The sequence below is a fragment of the Sphingobacterium sp. G1-14 genome, from assembly GCF_002196555.1.
GTDB lineage: Bacteria > Bacteroidota > Bacteroidia > Sphingobacteriales > Sphingobacteriaceae > Sphingobacterium > Sphingobacterium siyangense.
The window spans coordinates 3168020-3191125 of the sequence record NZ_CP021381.1 but is presented as its reverse complement, the minus strand read 5'-3'; the positions used below and the strand labels follow the sequence as shown (position 1 = coordinate 3191125).

Sequence of the window (23106 nt, the reverse complement as noted above, 5' to 3'; positions counted from 1 at the left end):
TAAGACTGATGTATTGTAGAACTCTGGTAGGTTTTTATATAGTTTGTTAAAGGGCACTGATCAGTGCCCTTTACTTTTTTAGATATTTCGATGCGCTAATTTGGACAATGTTAGTTGTTCTTTAAATACTGACGCAGCACATATTGTAGAATACCGTCATTCTTAAAGTACTCTATTTCAATGGCTGAATCGAATCTTGCTTTCACTTGAAATGTGGTTACTGTTCCATTGTCATGTACCGCCTTTACCGAGAGAAGTTTATGGGGTGTTAAATCGTTCTCAAGTCCCGAGATGCTATAGACTTCTGTTCCATCTAGTCCTAATTTCTCTGCGTTTTCGTCATTGATAAAAACAAGAGGTGCGACGCCCATACCGACAAGATTACTTCGGTGAATACGCTCGAAACTTTCAGCAATAACCGCGCGTACGCCAAGGAGGAATGTTCCCTTTGCCGCCCAATCTCTGGAGGAACCCGAACCATACTCTTTTCCTGCCAGTACGATGAGCGCTGTGTTGTTTTTGCGATATTCCATTGCGGTTTCATATACCGTCTTCACCTCATTGGTGGGGAAGTAACGGCTAAATCCACCTTCACGATCGGTAATTTTGTTTTTAATACGCACATTGGCAAATGTTCCGCGCATCATGACTTCGTGATTCCCACGTCTAGATCCATAAGAATTGAAATCTTCTTTACTTACCTGATGTGATCTGAGGTATTGTCCAGCTGCAGTTTCTTCTTTGAATGAACCAGCGGGTGAGATATGATCTGTTGTCACCGAGTCACCGAGATAAAGTAATACTCGTGCATTCTGAATATCCTGTATTGGATTAGGAATTGCTTGTAAATTTTCAAAAAATGGCGATTCTTTTATGTAGGTGGACGTATTGTCCCACTGGTAATTTTGATCAAGATTCACTTCAAGTTCTTGCCAGTCTGTCGACCCGTCGAAGATGACATCATAGACTTCTTGGAAATCCGATTGTTTGACACAGGCATTGACGGTTTCGATAATATCCTCGCGGCTTGGCCAAATATCTTTCAGATATACGGGCTGACCGTTAGGGTCGTAATCCAATGGTTCCTCCAAGAGATTAATATCCACTCTTCCCACCAGTGCATAGGCAACAACAAGCATCGGCGACATTAAGAAGTTCATTTTTACCTGTGGATGCACACGGGCCTCAAAATTTCGGTTACCGGATAATACCGAGGCAACAATCAGTTCACCTTTTTCTACCGCTTCTGCTATCTGTGGTGGAAGAGGACCGGAGTTTCCAATACAGGAGGTACAACCGTAACCTACAGTGTGAAAACGCAGGGCATCAAGATCAGCACTAAGTCCTGATCTTTCAAGGTATTGTGTGACGACTTTTGAGCCAGGAGCTAAAGAGGTCTTGACCCAGGATTTGGTGCGAAGTCCGCGCTCGATGGCGTTACGGGCCAATAATCCTGCACCGATCATGACAGTCGGGTTCGAGGTATTGGTACAGCTTGTTATAGCTGCAATCGCAATACTGCCATCACTGACTATATACTCCTTATGATTGTGTTTGATGCGAACGGCATGAATAGACTCTTGAATAACTTCATGAGGTGAATCATGTTCGACAGGTACCTTACCAAAGGTAAACTCTGTTCCTGAACCGCCGTCAGCAAGCCAGGCAGATTCCGATCGCTGCAAAACAGGGACATATTGTCGATGGTGTTCGCTGTCTAAGAGTTGTGAAAATGTGGTTTTTAAATCCTTCACTAGAATTTTATCCTGAGGCCTTTTGGGGCCAGATACAGTTGGTTCTAGGCTTGATAAATTGAATTCAACCACCGACGAATATTGAATTTCTTCCTTGCCCGTGCGCCAGAGTAAGTTGCTTTTACAATAATCTTCAACAATTTTAATCTGCTCTGCGCTTCGATTGGTGCTATGCATGTATTCAAGGGTTCGGTCATCAATCGGAAAATAGGTAACCGTACAGCCAAATTCTGGGGACATGTTGGATATTGTCGCGCGGTCTGTCACCGAAAGGCTGTCCAATCCTTCGCCAAATACTTCAACAAATTTGCCCACAACACCTTTATCGCGAAGTATTTTTGTTATCGAAAGGACCATGTCTGTCGCGGTGCAAGTCGCGGGTATTTTGCCGATAAGTTTAAGGCCGATAACTTCAGGACAGGTGAAAAAGATGGGTTGTCCAAGCATGGCAGCTTCAGCCTCAATACCACCAACTCCCCAACCCAGTACACCAATACCATTCACCATTGGTGTATGAGAATCCGTCCCTACTAAGGTATCCGGAAAAAGCCAATTGTCGCGTTCAATTACTCCTTTGGCAAGATATTCCAAATTAACCTGATGGCAGATACCCATACCCGGAGGAACAACAGTGAAATTTTTCAATCCTTTCTGTGCCCATTTAAGGAGTTCATAACGCTCGCGGTTGCGTTCATATTCCAACTCGACATTCCTGTCATACGAGTAGTCTGTGCCAAAGTAATCGACTTGAACGGAATGATCAATAACTAGATCCACAGGTATAGCGGGATTTATTTTTTGTCCATCCTTGCCATGACGGATAAATTCGGCACGTAGGGAAGCCATATCGACTACAGCAGGTACTCCGGTAAAGTCCTGCATTAAAATTCTAGCCGGCTTGAAGGGTATATCTTTGTCAACAGGTTGCGGAGTCCAATGAATCAGGGTATTGACATGCTCGTCCGTGATACTGAATCCATCATGGTTACGCAATACATTTTCCAGTAATATCCGGATGCTGAATGGTAGGTGCGTGATATTACCTTCAGGAAGATCTTTAATAGAACTATACTGGTAAATTTTTCCGTTAATTTCAATTTCTCGTATTGATTTCTCTTTGCTCATATTCATTTACTTATTTTCATACTATATAATACACATATCCCCAAATTTGTTTGTAATATCTTTTACACATATCTTTCCGCTTTTGTATTCCAAAACGGAATTTATGCCTATATCGGCGCTAAAAAATGAATTAAAAAACAGGATAAAAAAAAGATTGTTTTTTCTGATTTAGAGACAATCAAATTAGGATGCAAACGTTATGTTAATGTTTATGCTTAGAAACAGTGTTGTATGAGAATAAGAGTAAATTATAGTGTCCTTTTCTTGATTAGTTTGTTGTTTTGCAGCCCATTTCCGGGTAAAGCAAATACGCTTTCTGTTACCAAAGGGGAGGGTAATGGCTGGACCGAAGGGTATGATCTTAGCTTTAGGGACAGTAAAAACAATGTGTTGAGCCTAAATCAACTCAAGGGGAAAGTTGTGGTTATTAATTTATGGGCAACATGGTGTCCACCTTGTCTTGCTGAGATGCCTTCATTGGATCAACTCTATCAGGATTTTAAAAGCAACGATAGGATTATTATTTTGTCTGTCGATATTGATGGAAATCTTAGTGCTTCGAGGAAATTTATGGCGAAAAGAAAATATAGTCTACCTGTGTATCAGTTAAATTCGGCGTTGCCGAATGAATTGAGTACCACAAGCATACCCACAACAATTATTTTGGACAAGGCTGGTAAGCTGGTCATTAAGCATGTAGGTGGAATGAATTTTGGGTCGCAGAAATTCAGAAAATCCCTATTGGATTTAAGTAAGGAATAGATTTTGGTGTTGGAGATTATAACAATATAATGGAAGATAATTTATGTTTCATTTAGCATTTATGGCATTTTCTTGCTAATTTTGCATGCTAATTGTATAAGGAGAAATTATCTATGCCGGTCAAACTTCCTAATAACCTTCCTGCCATTGAGCTGTTGAAAAAGGAGAATATATTTGTCATGAGTGATTTAAGAGCAAATGAGCAGGACATTAGACCGCTTCGCGTTTTAGTACTGAACTTGATGCCGCTTAAAATCACGACAGAGACAGATTTTATTCGTTTGCTGTCAAATAATCCTTTGCAGGTGGAAATGGAATTTTTGCGACTTGAAACGCATGTTTCAAAGAACACTCCCGAAGAGCATTTGGAGATGTTTTATAAGAGCTTGACTGAGGTTAAGGAGAATTTCTACGACGGGATGATTATTACGGGGGCTCCAGTTGAAATGGTTGCATTCGAGGAAGTGACCTACTGGGCAGAAATTCAGACCATCTTCGATTGGGCACGAACCCATGTAACATCAAGTTTGTATATCTGTTGGGCGTCTCAAGCTGCATTGTATCATTTCTATGGTGTAGAGAAGAAGCCACTAGCGGAAAAGCTTTTTGGTGTATTTAAGCATACTACGTTAAACAAAAGACATCCGCTATTCCGTGGATTTGATGATGAGTTCTTTATACCGCACAGCCGCCATACAACCATTGAGAAGGATGATCTACTGGCGAAAGAGGGTTTGGAAATTCTTTCGGAATCGCCGGAAGCAGGTATTGCTATTGTTTCTTCACGAGGTGGACGAGAATTTTATTTGACGGGACATTCAGAATATGCTCCTTTTACATTGGATGAAGAGTATAAAAGAGACTTAGAAAAGGGGCAGGAGATTGCTATGCCAGCAAATTATTATGTCGATGACAATCCCGAAAACCGTCCTCTAGTGCGCTGGACAAGCCATGCGAACCTGCTTTTCAATAACTGGTTGAATTACTTCGTGTATCAAGAAACTCCTTTTGATCTAAAAGATGTGGTTTACTTAGGCGAAATCAAACAAGGATAATTTAATTCATTTCAAACAAAAACGGCTAAAAAAGCATTCTATTCATGTTAAGTGATTAAATATGAAAAAGACTGCTTTACTAGTTGGTTCTGTTCTTTCATTTTTTTTATTGAAAGCACAGGTTACGCTAGAAGAAAATCAAAAACTGAAAGAAGCGAATGGTACTTTATGGTATGCTAATCCGTGGATCTGGATCGCAGGTATTGCCTTGTTCTTACTGATTTTTATCCTTGTACTACGTAAATCAACCCGCAATAAAGCATAGACCCAACTATGCTTCTTAATTTTGGTTGTCATTAGAACCATATTTGTTGCATCAACAATAGAAGAACTTTTCTTAAGTTTGTGTATAGCGATAAACAAACTAAATTTTTATATGAAGAAAAATCTACTTTTTGCAGCCTTGTTAGCCTGTGGCTCATTGACAGGCCATGCGCAAAACAATGCAATCAATGTGAGTTACATGGATAAGAGTGTTCGTCCTCAAGATGACTTTTATAACTTTGTGAACGGGCAATGGATGAAAACAGTCAAAATACCTTCCGATAAAGCACGTTGGGGTTCTTTTGACGAATTACGTGAAAATACTGATATTGCTACTTTGAAGGTTTTGCAAGAATCATTATCTGGACAGTTCCAAAAGGGTACAGACAATCAGAAGATAGGTGATTTGTATAAATCATTTGTGGATATGAAAACGCGCAATAAGCTTGGTTTAGCGCCTGTTAAACCTTATCTTACTAAAATTGCAGCCATTAAGAATTTCGATGATTTATATAAATATCTTGTTGAGGTAGCACCCATTGGTGGAAATCCTTTTTTTAGTGGCTATGTATATGCGCATCTTAAAAATTCCGATGTTAATACGGTATACCTTGGTGGCGGAAGTCTAGGTTTGGGACGTTCATATTATCAAGTAAAAGACAAGAAGAACGAAGAAACCTTAACTGACTATTCAAATTATATTTCTGCACTTTATGCTAAATCGGGCCAAGTTACGAAGGATTTAAAAGGTCCAAAAATTGTTGCCTTTGAAAAGCAGATGGCCACAAACCTTAAAACTGTTGAGCAATCACGTGATGCTAATGGTCGATATAATCCGATCGCTGTAGCTGATCTAAAAAAGATGGTTAAAAACGTGGATATTGCAAAGTACCTAAAGGATGTCGGTTTTAAGGCTGATACTGTGATTGTGCCGGAAATAAAGTATTATGAAAATTTGGATCGAGTTTTCAATCCTGAAAATCTACCGCTAATCAAAGAGCTATTGACATTTCATATTTTAAATAATGCAGCGTCATATACTACACAGGAACTTAATGATCTGTATTTTGACTTCTGGGGTCGTAAGTTAAAAGGACAAAAGGAGCAGCGTGCTTTAGATAAGCGTGGTGTGGAATTTGTCAATTCGATCGCAGGGGAGCTATTGGGGAAATTATATGTGAAAGAAAACTTTCCTCCGAAGGCCAAAGCTGAAGCTGAAGAACTTGTAAGCTATCTTGTTAAAGCTTTCGGGCAGCATATCAAGGGATTAACTTGGATGTCGGATGAAACGAAAGTAAAGGCATTAGACAAACTGGCTAAGTTTAAAGTTAAAATTGGTTATCCGGATAAATGGAAAGATTATAGCAAACTTGATATTGGTACATCGTTGTATGAAAATGTATTGGCTTCGAGTAAATGGGCATTTTACCAAAATTTGGCGAAGCAAGATAAGCCAGTAGATAAGTCAGAATGGGGCATGACTCCACAAACTGTAAACGCTTATTATAGCCCATTGTTTAACGAGATTGTCTTTCCGGCAGCGATTCTTCAGCCACCATTCTATGATTATAAGGCTGATGCTGCAGTTAATTTTGGTGGTATCGGTGCGGTAATTGGTCATGAACTTTCACATGGATTTGACGACCAGGGTGCGAAATACGATGGAAACGGAAACCTGAACAACTGGTGGAGCGACAGTGATAAGGCGAAATTTGAAGCAGCGGCTGATGCTTTGGTACGTCAATTTGAATCCTATGAACCTGTACCAGGCGTTTTTGTGAACGGTCGCTTTACATTAGGGGAGAATATTGGCGATTTGGGAGGTTCATCAGTTGCTTTTGATGCATTGCAACTTTATCTGAAAGATAAGGGAAATCCTGGATTAATAGATGGTTTTACGCAGGACCAGCGCTTTTTCCTTTCCTGGGCTACAATATGGAGAACGAAGACAACAGATGAGTTTGTGGTCAATCAGGTGAAAACTGATCCGCATTCTCCGGCACAGTACCGTGCTTTTGCGCCGATCATTAACCTAGATGCTTTCCATAAAGCTTGGGATACAAAGAACGGTGACAAAATGTTTGTTCCAGTCGATAAACGTATCAAAATTTGGTAGTTTATCAATCATTTTACAAAAAGCGGGTGTATTTAAAATTAAATACACCCGCTTTTTTTTATTTAGTTTATACTATTTCATCCATTTTAGAACCAAATAGAACCCGATTGCTGTTGCAGATAAGGTCAATGCCGTCGCCCACCATAGTGTTGTAAAACCAAAGGAGTCGACTATGCTTGTTCCTAAAAGTGGTGAAAATATATTTGCTGCTGAAAAAGCAAGGGAATTGAAGCCCATGTATGCTCCTTGTGTTTTGGGTGTCGAGCGGTTAACAGAAACCGTTGCCATGAAAGGTAATGTCAGCATCTCACCTAAACCAAAAATAAAGAATGTGAAATATAACCAACCGAGCCCGCCTGTAAAATTTAGCATGGCATAAGAGCTGGCGCATAAAAATGTTCCAAAGACGAGCGTGCTAATTAACGAGAATCTTTTTTCAGCTATATGGACAATAAACATCTCCAGCAATACAATAACGAAACCACTCCAACCGAGTAGAAATCCGATTTGATGGTCGTTCAAATGATGAACCTCACGGTAGAAAAGCGGTAAAGTCGTAATCAACTGAAAGAAACAAAAAGAGAAAATACAACAAAAGATATTGAATAAGACAAATGGTAAGTCTGTATAAGGATTTCGTCCTTTTTGAGGCAATTCGTTTTCAGGAATAATCTCTTTTTTTGATTTGATATCGCTTCTTTTTTCTCGTTTATGAAAAAAGACAAAGAAAATGACTGCAGCGCAAAGGACGGCAAAAGAATTTCCATAAAAGATCCAATTGAATGAGATGGTGGCCAAAAAGCCAGCAACCGCTGGGCCGATTGAAAATCCCAAATTTATCGCTAGGCGATTCAATGAAAAAGCACGCGTGATATTTTCTGGTTTAGCGTAACTCGCCACTGACACCGAGTTTGCAGGTCTAAAGGCATCAAAGATTAAGCTTAACGTAAAAATCATGATGGATAACGACTGCACCTCTTTGAAATGTGGAATCAGTAAGAATAAAGGAGCGGCCAATACGAGACTTCCGAACTGAACCTTGAAGCTGCCAATCCGGTCAGTCAGCCAGCCACCTATATAAGAACCACAAACGGATCCGAATCCATAACTCATCAATACCACACCGACCTGTTTAATGTCAAAATGTAGAACCTGGGTCATGTAGAGACCAAGAAAGGGAATCACCATACTTCCCATTCTATTGATGAGCATGACTATGGCAAGTAGCCATGCGGCTTGAGACAGTCCCTTAAAGGAGTCGAGGTATATCGATAAAATTCTTTTCATTGAATGATGAATCAGCTTGTATAGATCGTATAAGTTTTTTAATTCATACGTCTTCTTGTACTATTGGTAAAAAAAATGCCAAATTGATTAGTCAACTTGGCATTTATTAAAATTAGATCATATTATGCCAACATGGACTCCGGAATTGAAGGATTGACTTGATAGGTACTTGCGACCATTTGTTTCTTCTCAGACCCCGGTTCCATAATAAAGTCAATACGCCCCAGATTAATCCCGGCAAAACCGACTTGATTCACAACGGTCTTCGTTCCTTTTAAATTAGTAACCAGTGTTGGTTCATTTAAGAAGGTGTGAGTATGGCCGCCGATAATTAGGTCAATATCTGAGGTTTTAGCGGCAAGGATCAGATCTGACACTTTATCGTTTTCATATTGATAGCCCAAATGCGATAAACAGATGACTAAATCACATTTGTGTTTTTCCTTCAATATGCGGACCACCTTGTTGGATACTTCAATAGGATCCAAATATCTCATTCCCTTGAAGTTATTGGGGTCAACCAATCCTTCAATATCTACTCCTAGTCCAAACACGCCTATTTTTATTCCACCTTTATGGAATATGGTATAATCCTGGGTTTTCCCCTCCAATACAGTCCCTTTGAAGTCGTAATTGGCCGTTAAGAATGGAAATTTAGCGTGATCCAGGTATTTTACAAGACCGTTAAGACCATTGTCAAATTCATGATTTCCGAATGTCCCCGCATCATAACCCAGTTTTGTCATGAGATCAAGTTCAAGTTTTCCTCCAAAAAGATTAAAATAGGGGGTACCTTGAAACATATCGCCTGCATCCAGTAATAGAAGGTGTTCTTCTTCTTTGCGGATTTTATTGATAAGAGTACTTCTGCGCGCAACACCAGCCAATCCCTGATATTTACCGCCGTCCATTGGAAACGGTTCAATACGGCTATGAACATCGTTGGTATGTAAAATTGTAAGTTTTACCTTTTTGCTCTTCGCGTCGACTTGAAAAGGAAGTGATCCCAAAGCAACTGCAGCAGAAAATCCACCAACTTGCTTGATAAATGATCTTCGGTTAATTGATTTTAATTCTTCCATCTAATTCTGCATTTACTTTTTTGCCTTCTTTCGTTAATTCACTCACATATTCAATCAAACCTTCACGCATACGTTGCGGATAATCTGCTCGCGATACAGGTTGTGTCAATAGGGTAAGGTTGTCACCACCATTGGCAAGATAATCATAGGTCACTAGTTTATATAACTTATCGTCTTCAATAGCTTGACCTTTGATCTTGATGTCCTGAACTTTGTTGCCTGTAATAGTCAAAGTCATTCCAGCAATAGGTTGACCATGTGTTGTTGCGATATAGTCAGCAAGCTGACGAATCTGACTACCCTTTAGTTCGAGTATAGTCAACGTGTTCTCAAAAGGCATAACCTCGAAAATATGTCCTACGGTAATATCTCCTGCTTTAAGGTCATTTCGAATCCCACCCTTTGTTGCGAAAGCTAAATCCGCAGGATTATGGGCATTATGTTCACTCATCCACAACAAGGCTTCACAAAAAAAGTTGCCCATTAATGTTTCCGCTGTTTTCTCTTTTGTCAATGCTTTGTCCGCATGTCCAATCACACGGTTCATTTCCGCTTCCATTTTGTGCTTGAAGGGCTCGTAGATTGATACGACTGCAGGATCAGCTTGCATATCGCTATTGATATGATATTGTTGGAAATCTTTTTGCGTTGGATGGAGCTGTTTTGTACAACCTGTAACCATCAAAAGCGAAGCGACACCAAGGCTACCAATAAAGGCAATTTGCTTCGATATATTCATTCTTTTTAATTTAACCAAATACTTTGCAAAGTTAGCCAATTATATATGAACAAATCTTATCCAATGTTAGCTAATTTTTAAAAACAACAAAAGCTTAACATTGTTACACATTAAGCTTTGTCCATATAATTAGAAAAATAACAACCTAGTGAACTAATTCCGTGTCAGGAATAGTATTGGCATCCATTTGGCGATCTGCTGTTTTCAAGTTCTCCAGCTTATTACCTTGTTGAATGATCTTTTTCCTTTTGCTGCGCGACGACAGTTTGGTGCGATACGCTTTCCAGTTCATCAACAAGACTGAAAATAGAATAACGGCTAAACCGACAATTTGCAAGGAGGTTACCACGTGCGAAGTGAAAAAATGACTTAAAATAAGTGCAATAATTGGGTTCACATACGCATAGGTACTTACTTCCATTGCTGGACGCACCTGCAATAACCAGATATAAGAACTAAAAGCAAGAATTGAGCCAAATGTAATTAAATACCCCAAATTAAACCAGTCAACAGGTGCCACACTACGCAGTGTAAATGATGCATATTCGCCGGTAAAAAGCGCTGTGATATTAAAGAGGACACCTGCGGTAACCATTTGCCAAGCGGTCTTCACCATAACATGCAGATCCTCTTTTTCTTCTTTTTCAGATTTTTTAAAATACTTGGAAATCAATGAACCTACAGTCCAAGCGATAGAACCCAATACTAAAATCGATAAGGCAATCACCTTAAGGGTGCCATCTGTATTGTCATTGGTCGCCATGATCTGTTCAGCAAATAGCATCACAACACCACAGAAACCTAATGCTACGCCGGCAACTGTGCTAATGCTGCTAAAGTTTTCTTTCCATTTTGGTTTGTCCAATAATATAAACCAGATTGCAGCAGCAGCAGCAATAATAGCGGCAACACCACCAGATACATATTGCTCGGCCCAGATAACCCCTGCCATATCGACAAAGAGCAATAAAAAACCTACGATTGCGGCCTCCTGAATAGAACGCTTGTTAAATAATTTATATCCTTTTATGGCGCAATATGTCATTAGGATTGCACTGGCTGCAACAAATCGAAACGAACCCAAAATAAATGGCGGGAAACTATGCAATGCTTTTTCTATAAAGAAAAAGGTAGAGCCCCATACCACATAAATAATAAAATAAGCAACAACAACCATTAATGGGCTAGCTGCCTTTTTTTGTCCTTGCAACATAATTAAACCTCCTTTCTATTACTCAGGTATCACAACCTGCTGATCTTCCTTGACTGTCTGAAGTACAATTGTTGTCCGCGTTGAAATAATACCTTCAACTTTACTTAAGGTATTTCGCATGAGATCCACTAAACCTGTAGAATCTGCAGTTCTTACTTTAATAAGGTAACCATCATCACCTGCAATGTCATGTACTTCTTGAACTTCGGGGATTTCGGCAAGTGCCAACCCTACACCCTGTTCGCCAATAATATCATTGGCTTTGATAAAAATAAACGATAAAAGTTTTTGATCGACCGCGGCAGGATTGATCTTGGCACTATATTTTAAAATCACATCTTTTTGCTCAAGCTTCTTTACGCGCTCGAGGATTGCTGATGGTGCCATACCTAATTCTCTTGCGATATCAGCATTGTTGATCCGTCCATTATCCTGCATTAAACGCAAGATTTTATAGTCGACTTGGTCTAAATTATATTCTACTTTTGTCATTTCGACTGCAAAGTTAGGTAAAAAAGTATAATATTCAAAATTATTTACGCTATTCTGAATATTATTCTGATTAAACGGAATAATATGTGAATTTTATTCGAATTTATTGTAAAGAAATCTTAACCATTTGGGCTATGGTGCTGAAAGTAAGTATATTGCTTTTAGGTCGCCCAAAGGTATAATTCAACAATTATACCTTTTTCTTAATTTCAGAATAATATTTCTTGTAGAAAGGATTACCCCCAATCCAATCAGACAACCTAAACAGACACAACCAAAGCGATCCAAGGCGGCGAAGTAGGAGCGGCTTTGCTGTTCATGAAGGTAGACGATAATTAGCGCGACCATAGATGTTCGCGCCACAGCCATGATGTTGAGTAGCTTACATGTAATCAACGACGCGACAATGCCGATAATCATGGCGTACAGTTGTGAAATAGGTACAAAATATAAGCTAAGCCCGATTGCCGAACCTATAAAATTGGATTTAGCGCGATCGATAGCTATTTTCTTTGACTCATTCTCTTGTGGCGAAATGACCAGTATAATCGATATGAGTGTCCAAGAAACAGAATACTGGGGAAAGGATACAAAGAGTGGGTAACCTATAAGGAAGCCAATCAATACCCGAATGGTGTATATAATAAAATCAGAATGAAGCGTATAGCGAAGGAATAGATTACGCATATAAGGAAGATATCAATCGTTAACTAAATGATGTAGCGCCACAAAAATACACGCATTGTTTGAAGGAACGAAATAAAATTGACTTTTGTGGTAAATTACCCTGTTTTGCGTTTTTATGCGTTTTTTGTTTTTGATTTGTGCGTTTCTTGCATTCATCTCTTTTTCCGATGCATAAATTTGACTAAATTTGTTTCATACATTAAATGCAGATTAAGTGAAAGATCAAAATCAATTAGCCTTATTAGCGTCTCAACTCAAGGGGGAGCTCTTTTATACCAATGAAACCAAGGATCAAACGATGTTGCTTGCCTATTCGACCGATGCGTCTGTTTATCAGGAAAAGCCGTTGGCTGTAGCAATACCAGCTGATATTGATGACATTAAAAAATTAATTGATTTTGCGCGGCAGCATAGGATAACTATAATACCCCGTACTGCCGGTACCTCTTTGGCGGGACAGGTTGTAGGCCATGGTATTATTATGGATATTTCGCGTCATTTTAACGGTATTATTGAACTTAATGTCGAAGAGCAGTGGGTTCGGGTGCAGCCAGGTGTGATTCGTGACGACTTAAATAGTTATCTTAAACCATTCGGACTGATGTTTGGGCCTGAAACTTCGACGGCAAGCCGTGCCATGGTTGGTGGAATGATTGGCAATAACTCTTCGGGTTTGCATTCAATTGTCTGGGGAGATACACGGCACAATTTGATTTCGGCCAACGTACTTTTGGACGACTGTTCTGAAGTGACTTTTGAGGCGATTGATGAAGCAGCATATTTTAGGAAATTATTATTAGCTGGTCGTGAGGGGGATATCTATCGTAATATAAATGAATTATTGACAGATCCACAGCATTTAAGTGCCATAGAAGCGGGCTACCCCAAACGATCCATCACAAGAAGAAATACCGGTTATGCATTGGATATTCTTGCTGATCGTTCGGCCCCTTTCAATATGTGTAATTTATTAGCGGGATCCGAAGGAACTTTGGCTATCGTTACAGAAGCGAAACTCAAACTGATGTCCTTACCACCTCAGGAACTAGGTTTACTCTGTGTTCACTTTGCAGATATGGTGGAGTGTATGCATGGCAATGTGATTGCCCTGGAGCATAAGCCAGAAGCATCTGAACTGGTAGACAAATACATCATGGATTTCACGGTTGGGCATCCAACCTATAAGTATAATCGTTTTTTTATTGAGGGGGATCCACAGGCTTTATTAATTGTTGAGTTTAGGGGGCTTACAGCTACCGAAACAGAGGCGAAAGCAATGGCCTTGAAAGCGGATCTAATTGCCCGCGGCTTAGGATATGCCTATCCTTATATTACCGGTATTGAACAGACGAATTTAGTTTGGGATGTGCGCAAAGCAGGACTTGGTTTAATCCGTAATTTGCCTGGGGACAGTCAGCCTGTAAATTTGATTGAAGATTGTGCTGTTTCGCCTGAGGACCTACCTGCTTACGTGCGTGATATTCAAAAGCTTTTGATCGAAGAGGGAGTACATGCATCTTATTATGCGCATGCAGGAGCGGGAGAGCTGCATATCGAACCCTTTGTAAATCTGAAAACAGCAGCCGGTAAACGTACTTTTCGTTCAATCCTTGAGAAAACGAGTGATCTTGTGTTAAAATATAACGGTTCGCTGAGTGGTGAGCACGGTGATGGTCGTCTGCGCGGAGAATTTATAGGCAAAGTGCTTGGCGAAAAAGTTTACAAATTACTTGAGGAAGTCAAATTCATCTTTGACCCACAGGGAGTTTTTAATGCAAATAAGATTGTTAACACACCGCCGATGGATTCTCATTTGCGCTATGACAACGATAGCAACCGAACTGAAATAAAGACCTACTTCGATTTTTCCAAAGATGAGTCTATCCTTCGATTGGCGGAGAAGTGTTCTGGTTCGGGAGATTGCCGAAAGACTGAAATTACCGGTGGAACAATGTGTCCGTCGTTTATGGCTACACGTGATGAAAAAGATACAACACGGGCCCGGGCAAATATGCTGCGTCAGTTTTTGACGAATTCTACAAAGAAAAACCGTTTCGATCATGAAGAGATCAAAGAGGTCATGGATCTCTGTTTAAGCTGCAAAGGCTGTAAAACGGAGTGTCCTTCCAGTGTGGATGTAGCCAAAATGAAAGCCGAATTTTTGCAGCACTATTATGATGAGCATGGTGCGGGATTTAGAACAAAATTAATCGCTAATTTCACCCAGTCTCAGAAACTCGGATCGTGGGTAGCACCTCTTTATAATTTTGTGGTCAAAAATGATTTCTTGTCAGGAATGGTCAAAAAAACAGTCGGATTTGCGCCAAAGCGTTCCTTGCCAACCGTCAATGGCACGACCTTAACCCAATGGGTAAAAAAACAAGCAGTGGTAAGTGATGCCAAGCGTCGTGTTTATCTTTTTTCGGATGAGTTTACGGAATATAATGATGCAGAGATCGGTATTACAGCATATAAATTATTGACGGCATTGGGGTATGAAGTAATCATTCCAAAACATGTGCAAAGTGGGCGGACTTATCTTTCCAAAGGGTTTGTGAAAGAAGCAAAGAAGATTGCGAATCAAAATATCCATTTCCTAAAGGGGTTAATTACGGATGATACGCCACTTTTAGGCGTTGAACCATCAGGGATAATTACATTTAGAGACGAGTATTTGAGTTTAGTAGACGATGATTTGCGGGTTGACGCACAAAAAGTAGCCAAAAATGCGTTGATGATTGACGAATTTCTGTTGACTGAAATGAAGGCTGGGCGTATTCATCCGGAACAGTTTACTGGAACAACAAAAAAGATAAAGCTGCATGGTCACTGTTACCAAAAGGCTTTTCACCTCGTGACTGTGACAGAACAGGTTCTATCATTCCCGACGAATTTTAGCGTAGAAACTATTCCTTCGGGCTGTTGTGGTATGGCAGGATCATTTGGTTATGAGGCTGAACATTATGATGTTTCGATGAAAGTGGCCGAGCTGGTTTTGTTACCAACCATACGTAAAACATCATCCGATACGCTAATTGCTGCGGCGGGTACTTCCTGTAGGCATCAGATTAAAGATGGTGTAGGAAGAAAATCTTATCATCCTGTGGAAATTTTATACGATGCTTTATTGAAATAAAATAAAAACATTGATAATAGTTGTTTGTTATCAGTAATAATGGTAATATTATAAGAGCAATATTCATTAATAACTGATAACAAACAATTCAATATGTACAAGATTCAATCTATAGCATTTCTTGCAACCGCTACGGTGCTGATGGCTAGTTGCGGAAATTCCAATCAGAAGAAAACTGATGGAAGTGATACAACAACGGTTAACAAAATTGAAGGTGTAAAAATCGAACAATTTACGAATGGTACACCGGGCGCAGAAAAGAAGAACTTTTTTCTACGTATCACAGATGAGATCTTAACCGATTCAAGTCGGATTTATATCACAAAATCTCTTTACAAACAAGATACTGTTGGAGCGAAGTTTGAGATTATAGATTTTATACCCGCAGGTATAATAGACGGCCAGCCGAGTGATGACGTCGGTTTTACCAAAGGTAAAATTAGAATCTCGTCATCGGGTCAACAGTCTGATAATTTAATTAAAGCGTTAGGTGACTTATTTCAGACGCCTACAACTGATTCTTTTACAAAAGATGTAATTCTTCCGAATGTCTTTTCATCCAATAAGGTGAATGCTGACTTGTCCAAAAAAACAGCATATAGCTTTAAACTATTTTTGGACAATAAAAAAGCTGCTCCAGCGGAGCTCTTCTTTAATGTAGACACGTATAAGCATTCTATTGAATTTTCAGAGAAAGATCCTTCGTTCCGAGCTGGATTTTTATCAGCGTTAACCGGTAAATAGTGAAGCTGTGACATGTGCCACTACTTCGATGAGCCCTAAGTTATATGCTCAGGTGTAGTATATAGATTGATTATAAAATAAAAACGGCTAGAAATTATCTAGCCGTTTTTATTTTATATGAAAAAGAGATAGATTTGTGCTAATATATTTAGTTTACAATGAAACGGTCCGGCATTGCAGATCTCCCATTACACTATGGAAAAGTACCAGCGTGGCTTTACGAACGTATGGCTTCTCTAGGTCGTTCAATAGTTGAAGTTATACTCATGGATTATGGTAAAGATGAAGTTTTAAGAAGACTGGCGGATCCATTCTGGTTTCAGAGTTTTGGTGCCGTTCTCGGGATGGATTGGCATTCTTCGGGGATCACAACGGCTGTTATGGGAGCATTAAAACGCGCTATTAATCCAGATGCGAAGTCGCTGGGGCTTTATATCTGTGGGGGGAAAGGCAAGTTGTCTATGCAGACTCCACAGGAGCTACTTCGGTTGTCAGATCGAATTGGGTTGGATGGCAACGGCTTGATTCGCAGCAGTAAGCTTGTCGCTAAAGTGGATAACACAGCCATTCAAGATGGTTACCAACTGTATTTACATAATTTTATCGTAACAGATCAGGGAAATTGGTCTGTTGTCCAACAAGGTATGCATGAAAAGGACGGTACTGCTCGTCGCTACCATTGGCATTCTGAAAAGGTAAAATCGTTCGTTGAAGAACCTCATGCTGGTATCAGTGGGCCTTCGCAAGGTATAATCCTCAACTTGACAGCTGCAGAAGCGGCAGCCAATAGAGCAGGTATCATGACTATAGTGGGAGAGGATTCAAGTAAAGTAATGCAAGATTTCGCTAAACTTATTATGCCAGCTCATCACGATGTACGTGCTTCGGATGTTGACTTGAAAAGATTGGGAGCGATGTTGTACGTCGCCCGAGAAAGTCAACCAAGCCATTTTGAAGATCTGCTGCTGTTAAAAGGAGTTGGCCCCCGCACGTTACAGTCATTGGCCTTGGTTAGTGAGGTGATCCACGGTGCGCCTTCACGGTTCAATGACCCCGCTCGATTTTCCTTTGCTCATGGAGGAAAAGATGGACATCCTTTTCCGGTTCCATTGACCATTTACGATGAGAGCATTCAGATTTTACAAAAAGGTGTTGAAAAATCTAAACTGGGTTATGGTGAAAAGTTAAAATCAATCAACAAGTTGCACCAGATCGTCCTGGATAGCGAAAAAGATTTTCAGCCACAGTTTGATATTCAGCAAATTATAGCAGAGGAACGAAGGGATTCTTGGAAGTATGGAGGCAGGACAGTCTTTGGAGATGCAGCACCTTTGCGAACAAATGGACGGGGTTTGCAATTATCACTTTTCTAGCGGAAATCTGTGGATTGTAATTGTTTTGTTAAAATGTGTTAAAGATCGTTAAAATTATTTGTACGCTAGTATATTTGCTCCGCAATGAAAGCGGTTATTACCATACTCCTTTTCCTATGCTTCTTATTTATCAGAAGCAGTAATAGCCATGCTGTGCTCATTGAATCCGATCGACCAGCTGTCAGTTTTATGTATCAGCATAATCATGCCGACGTGCAGAAGTATATTGATGCATCGGTTAATCACATCGATCCACTATTTTATGGTAATATACACAGTGATAATCCCGTTATAGAGGAGTTTGATGCCGAGAATTTTCAATTGACCAAGGATTTGCAGGTAACGTCTCAATTTGTTGCGCTGCTGCTTTTTGCAATTGTCCTTTTTGTTTTTGTTTTTCGATTTGCAAAGAAGATTCCTTTTTGCAATTTCATAGCCTATCTTTTCCCTCAAAGATACGTTCTTCAACAAAACTGGAGAATTTAAAATATACCCTTCGAAATTTCATATGCTCTGGTGGATATCCTAAGGGATGCTCCTTTATTATGGAAAGCTTTCCATAATAAGGGCTATGACAACAATATGGATATGTAAAGTCCATTATCAGATCTCTTCTCAAAATTCATTTATAGCCAATTATTAATACGACTACACATAATTGCTTTCCATAACGTTAGTGTTGCATATTACAATATATCAACATAAATAGTAAAAGTTATGGAAATTCAAAATCTTATTGAACGTACTAACCAACTTTTAAAAGAGGCCAGATATTCAGGCAGTCGTATCTACACCTATAATTGGTTGTGGAAGAAAGGCATCCTTGTTTATATGCACTCAAGAGGCTTGGTTGACTACGACGAAAACGTCGGCAACGAATATATGCTGACGTGCCGTGATGGTTTCAACGTTACATTCCATCATCGCGACCTTATTAAAAGTATTGAAGTGTTGACCCATGTTTTGTTGGATAGCAATCTGGGAGGGAGAAGACAGCATGTGGTACAACATCCCTTACGGGGTGACATCGGCGCCGCCGCTATTCAGTATCTTGAATACTTGAAATCCCTGGGCTTAAATGAGAAGAAGACACTTCAGCGTTACAGAAAAACAATGAGCAACTTTATAGAATATCTACTCGAACTGGGAATAGACAATCGTTCGGGAATAACCGAAGAAGATATAGTGAGGTATGTTGAGAGTCGCGAATATCAACAGAAGGAGTATATTGATACTACGCGCCGCTTTCTATTATTTCTCTTCCGCGAAAATATAATTGCAAAGGACTATTCCTATATGCTAAAATCACTTGGTAAAAAAATCAAGCGTGTAAAGGCCCCTTCGTTCTATGCTCCAGATGAAGTACAGAAGATAGAGACATCGATTTCCCGTTCAAGCAATATTGGAAAACGCAACTATGCTATGCTATTATTATGCTCCCGTCTAGGGCTGCGCGTCTCGGATATAGCCAATTTGAGTTTTAGCGACATAAATTGGGAAACCAATAAAATAACGCTTGTGCAATATAAGACCGGAAATCCATTGACACTTCCACTTTTACCTATAGTTGGTAATGCCATTATCGACTATGTTCGGTATGCACGCCCAAAATCCATGTCAGACAAAGTGTTTTTAAGTTGTCGTCCTCCATATGGGGCACTTAATGGAGGAGCGGTTCATGGAGCCATCTTAATTGTTTTTAAGTCTTCTGGAATCGAATTCGGGAACAGGCATCATGGAGGGCATGCATTGAGATTCAGTCTGGCGCAAAGAATGCTGGACAAATCCACGCCAATCTCAATTATATCGGAAACACTGGGTCACTCCGAAGCAGATACAACAAGAACCTATGTCCGGATAGACCTGTCACATATGCTGGGATGCGTACTAGATGTTCCGGAATCCAGCGATTGCTTTTATACGCAGAGAGGAGGGTGGTTCTATGACTGATCCATTTGACTATCGGGGAGTATTGGCTCCTTATATGAAAGCCCTGATCCGGATCAAAGAATCCTGTGGGTCCACCGTGCTATCAACCAAATGGACTTACAAAGAGTTTGACGAGTTCACCATAATATATGGTTTATCAAATCCAGTTATCACGAAAGATCTGATAGGTGCCTGGGCAAAGTCCAGGGAAAATGATTGTAGTAGAACATTCTATGGAAAATGCTCCCGTCTGGCCCAACTGGCGAAATACATGAATGAGCACGGGGTTAAATCATATATCATGCCTTTGCCAAAATGTACGAACGATCGTGGTTTTGTACCCTATATCTTCACTGAAGAGCAGATGCTGGCCATATTCCGGGAATCTGACGGGCTTCAGCGAGGAAGCCATCGAAAAGATGACCCAATTATATCCCTACCCTGTCTTTTTCGACTTTTATATAGTACAGGCCTAAGAATCACAGAAGCAACCTCGCTGCGAAACAAGGATGTGGATCCCGACAGGAATGTATTAAGGGTTGGCACTTGGGGCAATACTAAAAATGGAGAAGAACGCCTGGTTCCCATATGCAGCTCTTTAAAGGAGGCCCTTCTGAAATATTTACATTACAGGAGCATGCTCCCCGTAAAAGGCGTTACTGATAGCGAACGTCCATTCTTCATTAAATTGAATGGTACAGCCGTGTCTTCCGCCAACGCATACAACTGGTTCAAAAAGGTATATACGAAATGTGGAATTGCATATAAAGGTGAATGCTTTGGTCCTCGGGTGCATGATATAAGACACACCATGGCAACGCATTCTCTTGCAAAAATGATAAGAAAAGGGCTTGATGTGTACACTGCCCTTCCATTACTGGCTGCTTGTCTGGGACACAAGTCTCTTACATCCACCGAAGAATATGTGAGACTCACCTGCAACGAATATCCCGAACTATTGGAAATGTGTATTTCCCTCAATGAATTTATATATCCCCAAAAAGATGGCAACGAATAACATAGCAAAATATATCACAGGTTTCCTTGGTGTGTATCTTCCGCACGAGCGAAACGTCAGCCCCAATACCATATCCGCGTACCGCGATGGTTTTGTCTCCTTTTTTTCCTTCTTGAGGGATGAGAAACAGATAAAGATTGAAAATGCGATTTTGTCAGATATTAATAGGGATAATGTGGTTGAATATCTACGATGGCTGATTGAGCGGCAGGGAAACAGTATTGCGACGCGCAATAATAGATTGGCAGCGATACATTCCTTTGTAGCATATCTTCAGTATGATAGCATCGAATACCTGGATCAGTGGCAAAAAGTCCTGAAGATTGGAAATCTGAAAAAAGCACATCCTACCCCGGTATACTTTACAAAAGAAGGAATAAAGCTTCTACTTGAACAACCGGATAGTGCATCTTATCAAGGGCTGAGACACCTTACGGTCCTTGCTTTGATGTATGATACAGGTTGTCGGGTACAGGAACTGGCTGACCTGACGGTAGTGTCAATGCGAATACAGTATCAGCCATACTCGATCAAGGTATATGGAAAAGGAAGAAAAGTGAGAATAGTACCGCTTTCTGAGCATGTCGTCGTAATACTCAAGAAGTATATGGAAAGGTACAATGTTGACTACGAGATTGATATAAAAAGACCGATCTTTTGTAATAGCGCGGGGAATAAACTCACCAGAGCCGGTATAACTTATATCTTAAAGAAATATGCAGATATGGCCCGTATATACGATTCTAATCTTATTCCCGAGGTTACCAGTTGCCATCAGTTAAGGCATAGTCGCGCAATCCACCTGTTGCAATCTGGTGTAAATCTGGTTTGGATAAGGGATCTTTTGGGGCATACCTCGGTCCAGACCACAGAGATATATGCAAGGGCCGACTCAAAACAGAAAAGAGAGGCTATAGAACAGGCATCGGAATGCCTTACACCTAACCAGGTTACCGGAGAATGGATCGATAACAGTAACTTGATAACTTGGCTGAAAGGGCTGGGTAAGAAATAACGATTATGTAAAGTCCAAATGTAAAGCCGTAACGCAATGCTCTGTGAATCAATGTACCTTTCAATGGACTTTACATATCCATATTGTTGTCATAGCCATTGCGTTGTAATCGATTTGTACAATCTATTAACAAGTCGAAACGGCCATAAACCAAAGTAGAGGTATTTCACCAACCAGCACAACAAACAATCAAACTTATTTTTTTAATTAGACGCTTACAAATGAAAAGAGTATTTATACTCGCTAGTTTGGCTATTAGCTTATGCCAAATCGGGTGTACTTCCAAAAAGGAAGAAAAGGAAGAAAAAGAAAAATTTACAGCGACCTCTCCGGTACAAATGGATACAACTATCCGTAAGGATTTTGTCTCCCAGATTAGATCCTTCCGAAATATTGAGCTTCGGGCTCAAGAGAAGGGCTATCTTGAACAGATTTTCGTGGACGAAGGACAATTTGTCCATCAGGGGCAACTACTTTTTCGGATTATGCCGAAGATGTATGAGGCCGAATACCGCAAATCTTCCGCAGAAGTTAATGTAGCAGAAATTGAAGTTCAAAATACAAAAACATTAGCTGATAAAAATGTTGTATCGCCCAATGAACTCGCTATGGCCAAGGCAAAGCTTGAGCAAGCCAAAGCCGAGGCAGCGATTGCAAAATTACATCTCTCTTTTACAGAAATCAGGGCACCTTTTGACGGAACCATTGATCGGATTCCATTGAAATTGGGAAGTTTAGTGGATGAAGGTGAATTATTAACAAGTCTGTCCGATAATAGTGAGATGTTGGTTTATTTCAATGTTTCCGAACCAGAATATTTAAGTTATCAAACTAACGTTAGTAAACGCGGGGATACCCATGTGGGCCTGTTACTTGCCAATAACGAGCTATTTGCTCAAAATGGTCTTGTAGAGACCATAGAAAGTGAATTTAACAGTGAAACCGGAAATATTGCTTTTAGAGCGAAATTTCCCAATCCAAACCGTCTATTAAAACATGGTGAGAGCGGCAAGGTGGTGATGAACTTTCCGTTGAAACAGGTTTTAATTATTCCACAGAAAGCGACATACGAAATGCAGGACCGTAAATATGTGTTTGTAGTCGATAAGGATGGTAAATTAAAAGCTCGTCATATCACAATCGGTAACTCCCTACCAGATCTGTATGTGGTAACGAGTGGACTTCAAAAAGATGATAAATTTTTGTTGGACGGTATTCAGAAAGCGAAAGAGGATGATAAAATCAGCTACAGCTTTGTGCAACCTAAAGACGCCATTTCAAATTTGAAGTTAAAAACAGAATAGACCCCTTACAC

General features: G+C 40.0%; 19 protein-coding genes. 12 read left to right on the top strand and 7 right to left on the bottom strand.

The features are described from left to right. Positions 1-110: 110 nt before the first annotated feature. A complete protein-coding gene (gene acnA, locus CBM24_RS13430) occupies positions 111-2879 on the bottom strand; it encodes an aconitate hydratase AcnA (protein WP_232475531.1) in 2769 nt (922 codons plus the stop codon). 231 nt (positions 2880-3110) lie between these two features. Between acnA and CBM24_RS13425 the strand changes: the two genes are divergently transcribed. The 4 genes from CBM24_RS13425 (at position 3111) to CBM24_RS13410 (ending at position 7076) form a co-directional block, all read left to right on the top strand. Then, positions 3111-3641: a TlpA family protein disulfide reductase gene (locus CBM24_RS13425; protein WP_088161605.1), complete on the top strand. Its 531-nt coding sequence runs from the start codon at positions 3111-3113 to the stop codon at positions 3639-3641. Positions 3642-3754: 113 nt separating this feature from the next. Further along, complete coding sequence (gene metA / locus CBM24_RS13420) at positions 3755-4696, top strand: homoserine O-succinyltransferase (RefSeq protein ID WP_088161604.1); 942 nt, start codon at positions 3755-3757, stop codon at positions 4694-4696. Between the two features lie 61 nt (positions 4697-4757). After that, positions 4758-4961: a hypothetical protein gene (locus tag CBM24_RS13415; protein WP_088161603.1), complete on the top strand. Its 204-nt coding sequence runs from the start codon at positions 4758-4760 to the stop codon at positions 4959-4961. A 111-nt stretch (positions 4962-5072) separates the two neighbouring features. After that, positions 5073-7076, top strand: a complete 2004-nt coding sequence (locus CBM24_RS13410) for a M13 family metallopeptidase (RefSeq protein WP_088161602.1) — start codon at positions 5073-5075, stop codon at positions 7074-7076. 72 nt (positions 7077-7148) lie between these two features. Here CBM24_RS13410 and CBM24_RS13405 read toward each other — a convergent pair whose 3' ends face one another. The 6 genes from CBM24_RS13405 to CBM24_RS13380 all read right to left on the bottom strand — a co-directional run bounded on the left by CBM24_RS13405 (position 7149) and on the right by CBM24_RS13380 (position 12576). Beyond that, positions 7149-8363 (bottom strand): MFS transporter, encoded by a 1215-nt coding sequence (locus tag CBM24_RS13405; RefSeq protein WP_088161601.1) that lies wholly within the window; start codon positions 8361-8363, stop codon positions 7149-7151. Between the two features lie 122 nt (positions 8364-8485). Then, positions 8486-9445 (bottom strand): bifunctional metallophosphatase/5'-nucleotidase, encoded by a 960-nt coding sequence (locus CBM24_RS13400; protein ID WP_088161600.1) that lies wholly within the window; start codon positions 9443-9445, stop codon positions 8486-8488. After that, a complete protein-coding gene (locus CBM24_RS13395) occupies positions 9423-10184 on the bottom strand; it encodes a 5'-nucleotidase C-terminal domain-containing protein (RefSeq protein ID WP_232475530.1) in 762 nt (253 codons plus the stop codon). Before CBM24_RS13395 ends, CBM24_RS13400 begins: the two co-directional genes overlap by 23 nt. Before the next feature lie 145 nt (positions 10185-10329). Beyond that, a complete protein-coding gene (locus tag CBM24_RS13390) occupies positions 10330-11397 on the bottom strand; it encodes an EamA family transporter (protein ID WP_088161599.1) in 1068 nt (355 codons plus the stop codon). Positions 11398-11415: 18 nt separating this feature from the next. Further along, on the bottom strand, positions 11416-11889 hold the full coding sequence (locus tag CBM24_RS13385; RefSeq protein WP_046673335.1) for an Lrp/AsnC family transcriptional regulator: 474 nt from the start codon (positions 11887-11889) through the stop codon (positions 11416-11418). A gap of 183 nt (positions 11890-12072) precedes the next feature. Beyond that, positions 12073-12576, bottom strand: coding sequence for an FUSC family protein (locus tag CBM24_RS13380; protein ID WP_075992664.1), 504 nt, complete (start codon positions 12574-12576; stop codon positions 12073-12075). A gap of 214 nt (positions 12577-12790) precedes the next feature. Here CBM24_RS13380 and CBM24_RS13375 point away from each other — a divergent pair, with 214 nt between their 5' ends. From CBM24_RS13375 to CBM24_RS13340, 8 genes are all read left to right on the top strand, one after another. Then, positions 12791-15712, top strand: coding sequence for an FAD-binding and (Fe-S)-binding domain-containing protein (locus tag CBM24_RS13375; protein WP_232475529.1), 2922 nt, complete (start codon positions 12791-12793; stop codon positions 15710-15712). 93 nt (positions 15713-15805) lie between these two features. Then, complete coding sequence (locus CBM24_RS13370; protein ID WP_088161598.1) at positions 15806-16456, top strand: hypothetical protein; 651 nt, start codon at positions 15806-15808, stop codon at positions 16454-16456. A 158-nt stretch (positions 16457-16614) separates the two neighbouring features. Then, positions 16615-17829 (top strand): DUF763 domain-containing protein, encoded by a 1215-nt coding sequence (locus tag CBM24_RS13365; protein ID WP_088161597.1) that lies wholly within the window; start codon positions 16615-16617, stop codon positions 17827-17829. An 84-nt stretch (positions 17830-17913) separates the two neighbouring features. Continuing rightward, positions 17914-18315 (top strand): hypothetical protein, encoded by a 402-nt coding sequence (locus CBM24_RS13360; protein ID WP_075992660.1) that lies wholly within the window; start codon positions 17914-17916, stop codon positions 18313-18315. Positions 18316-18546: 231 nt separating this feature from the next. Beyond that, positions 18547-19779 carry a tyrosine-type recombinase/integrase gene (locus CBM24_RS13355; protein ID WP_070568339.1) on the top strand — a complete coding sequence of 411 codons (1233 nt, stop codon included), beginning with the start codon at positions 18547-18549 and terminating at the stop codon, positions 19777-19779. Continuing rightward, positions 19772-20776 (top strand): tyrosine-type recombinase/integrase, encoded by a 1005-nt coding sequence (locus tag CBM24_RS13350; RefSeq protein ID WP_070568342.1) that lies wholly within the window; start codon positions 19772-19774, stop codon positions 20774-20776. The genes CBM24_RS13355 and CBM24_RS13350 overlap by 8 nt, the downstream gene beginning before the upstream one ends. Next, entirely contained in the window at positions 20763-21791 is a 1029-nt protein-coding gene (locus tag CBM24_RS13345) for a tyrosine-type recombinase/integrase (RefSeq protein ID WP_088159862.1), read from the top strand. The genes CBM24_RS13350 and CBM24_RS13345 overlap by 14 nt, the downstream gene beginning before the upstream one ends. A gap of 221 nt (positions 21792-22012) precedes the next feature. Then, positions 22013-23095: an efflux RND transporter periplasmic adaptor subunit gene (locus CBM24_RS13340; RefSeq protein WP_088161596.1), complete on the top strand. Its 1083-nt coding sequence runs from the start codon at positions 22013-22015 to the stop codon at positions 23093-23095. The last annotated feature ends 11 nt before the right edge of the window (positions 23096-23106 follow it).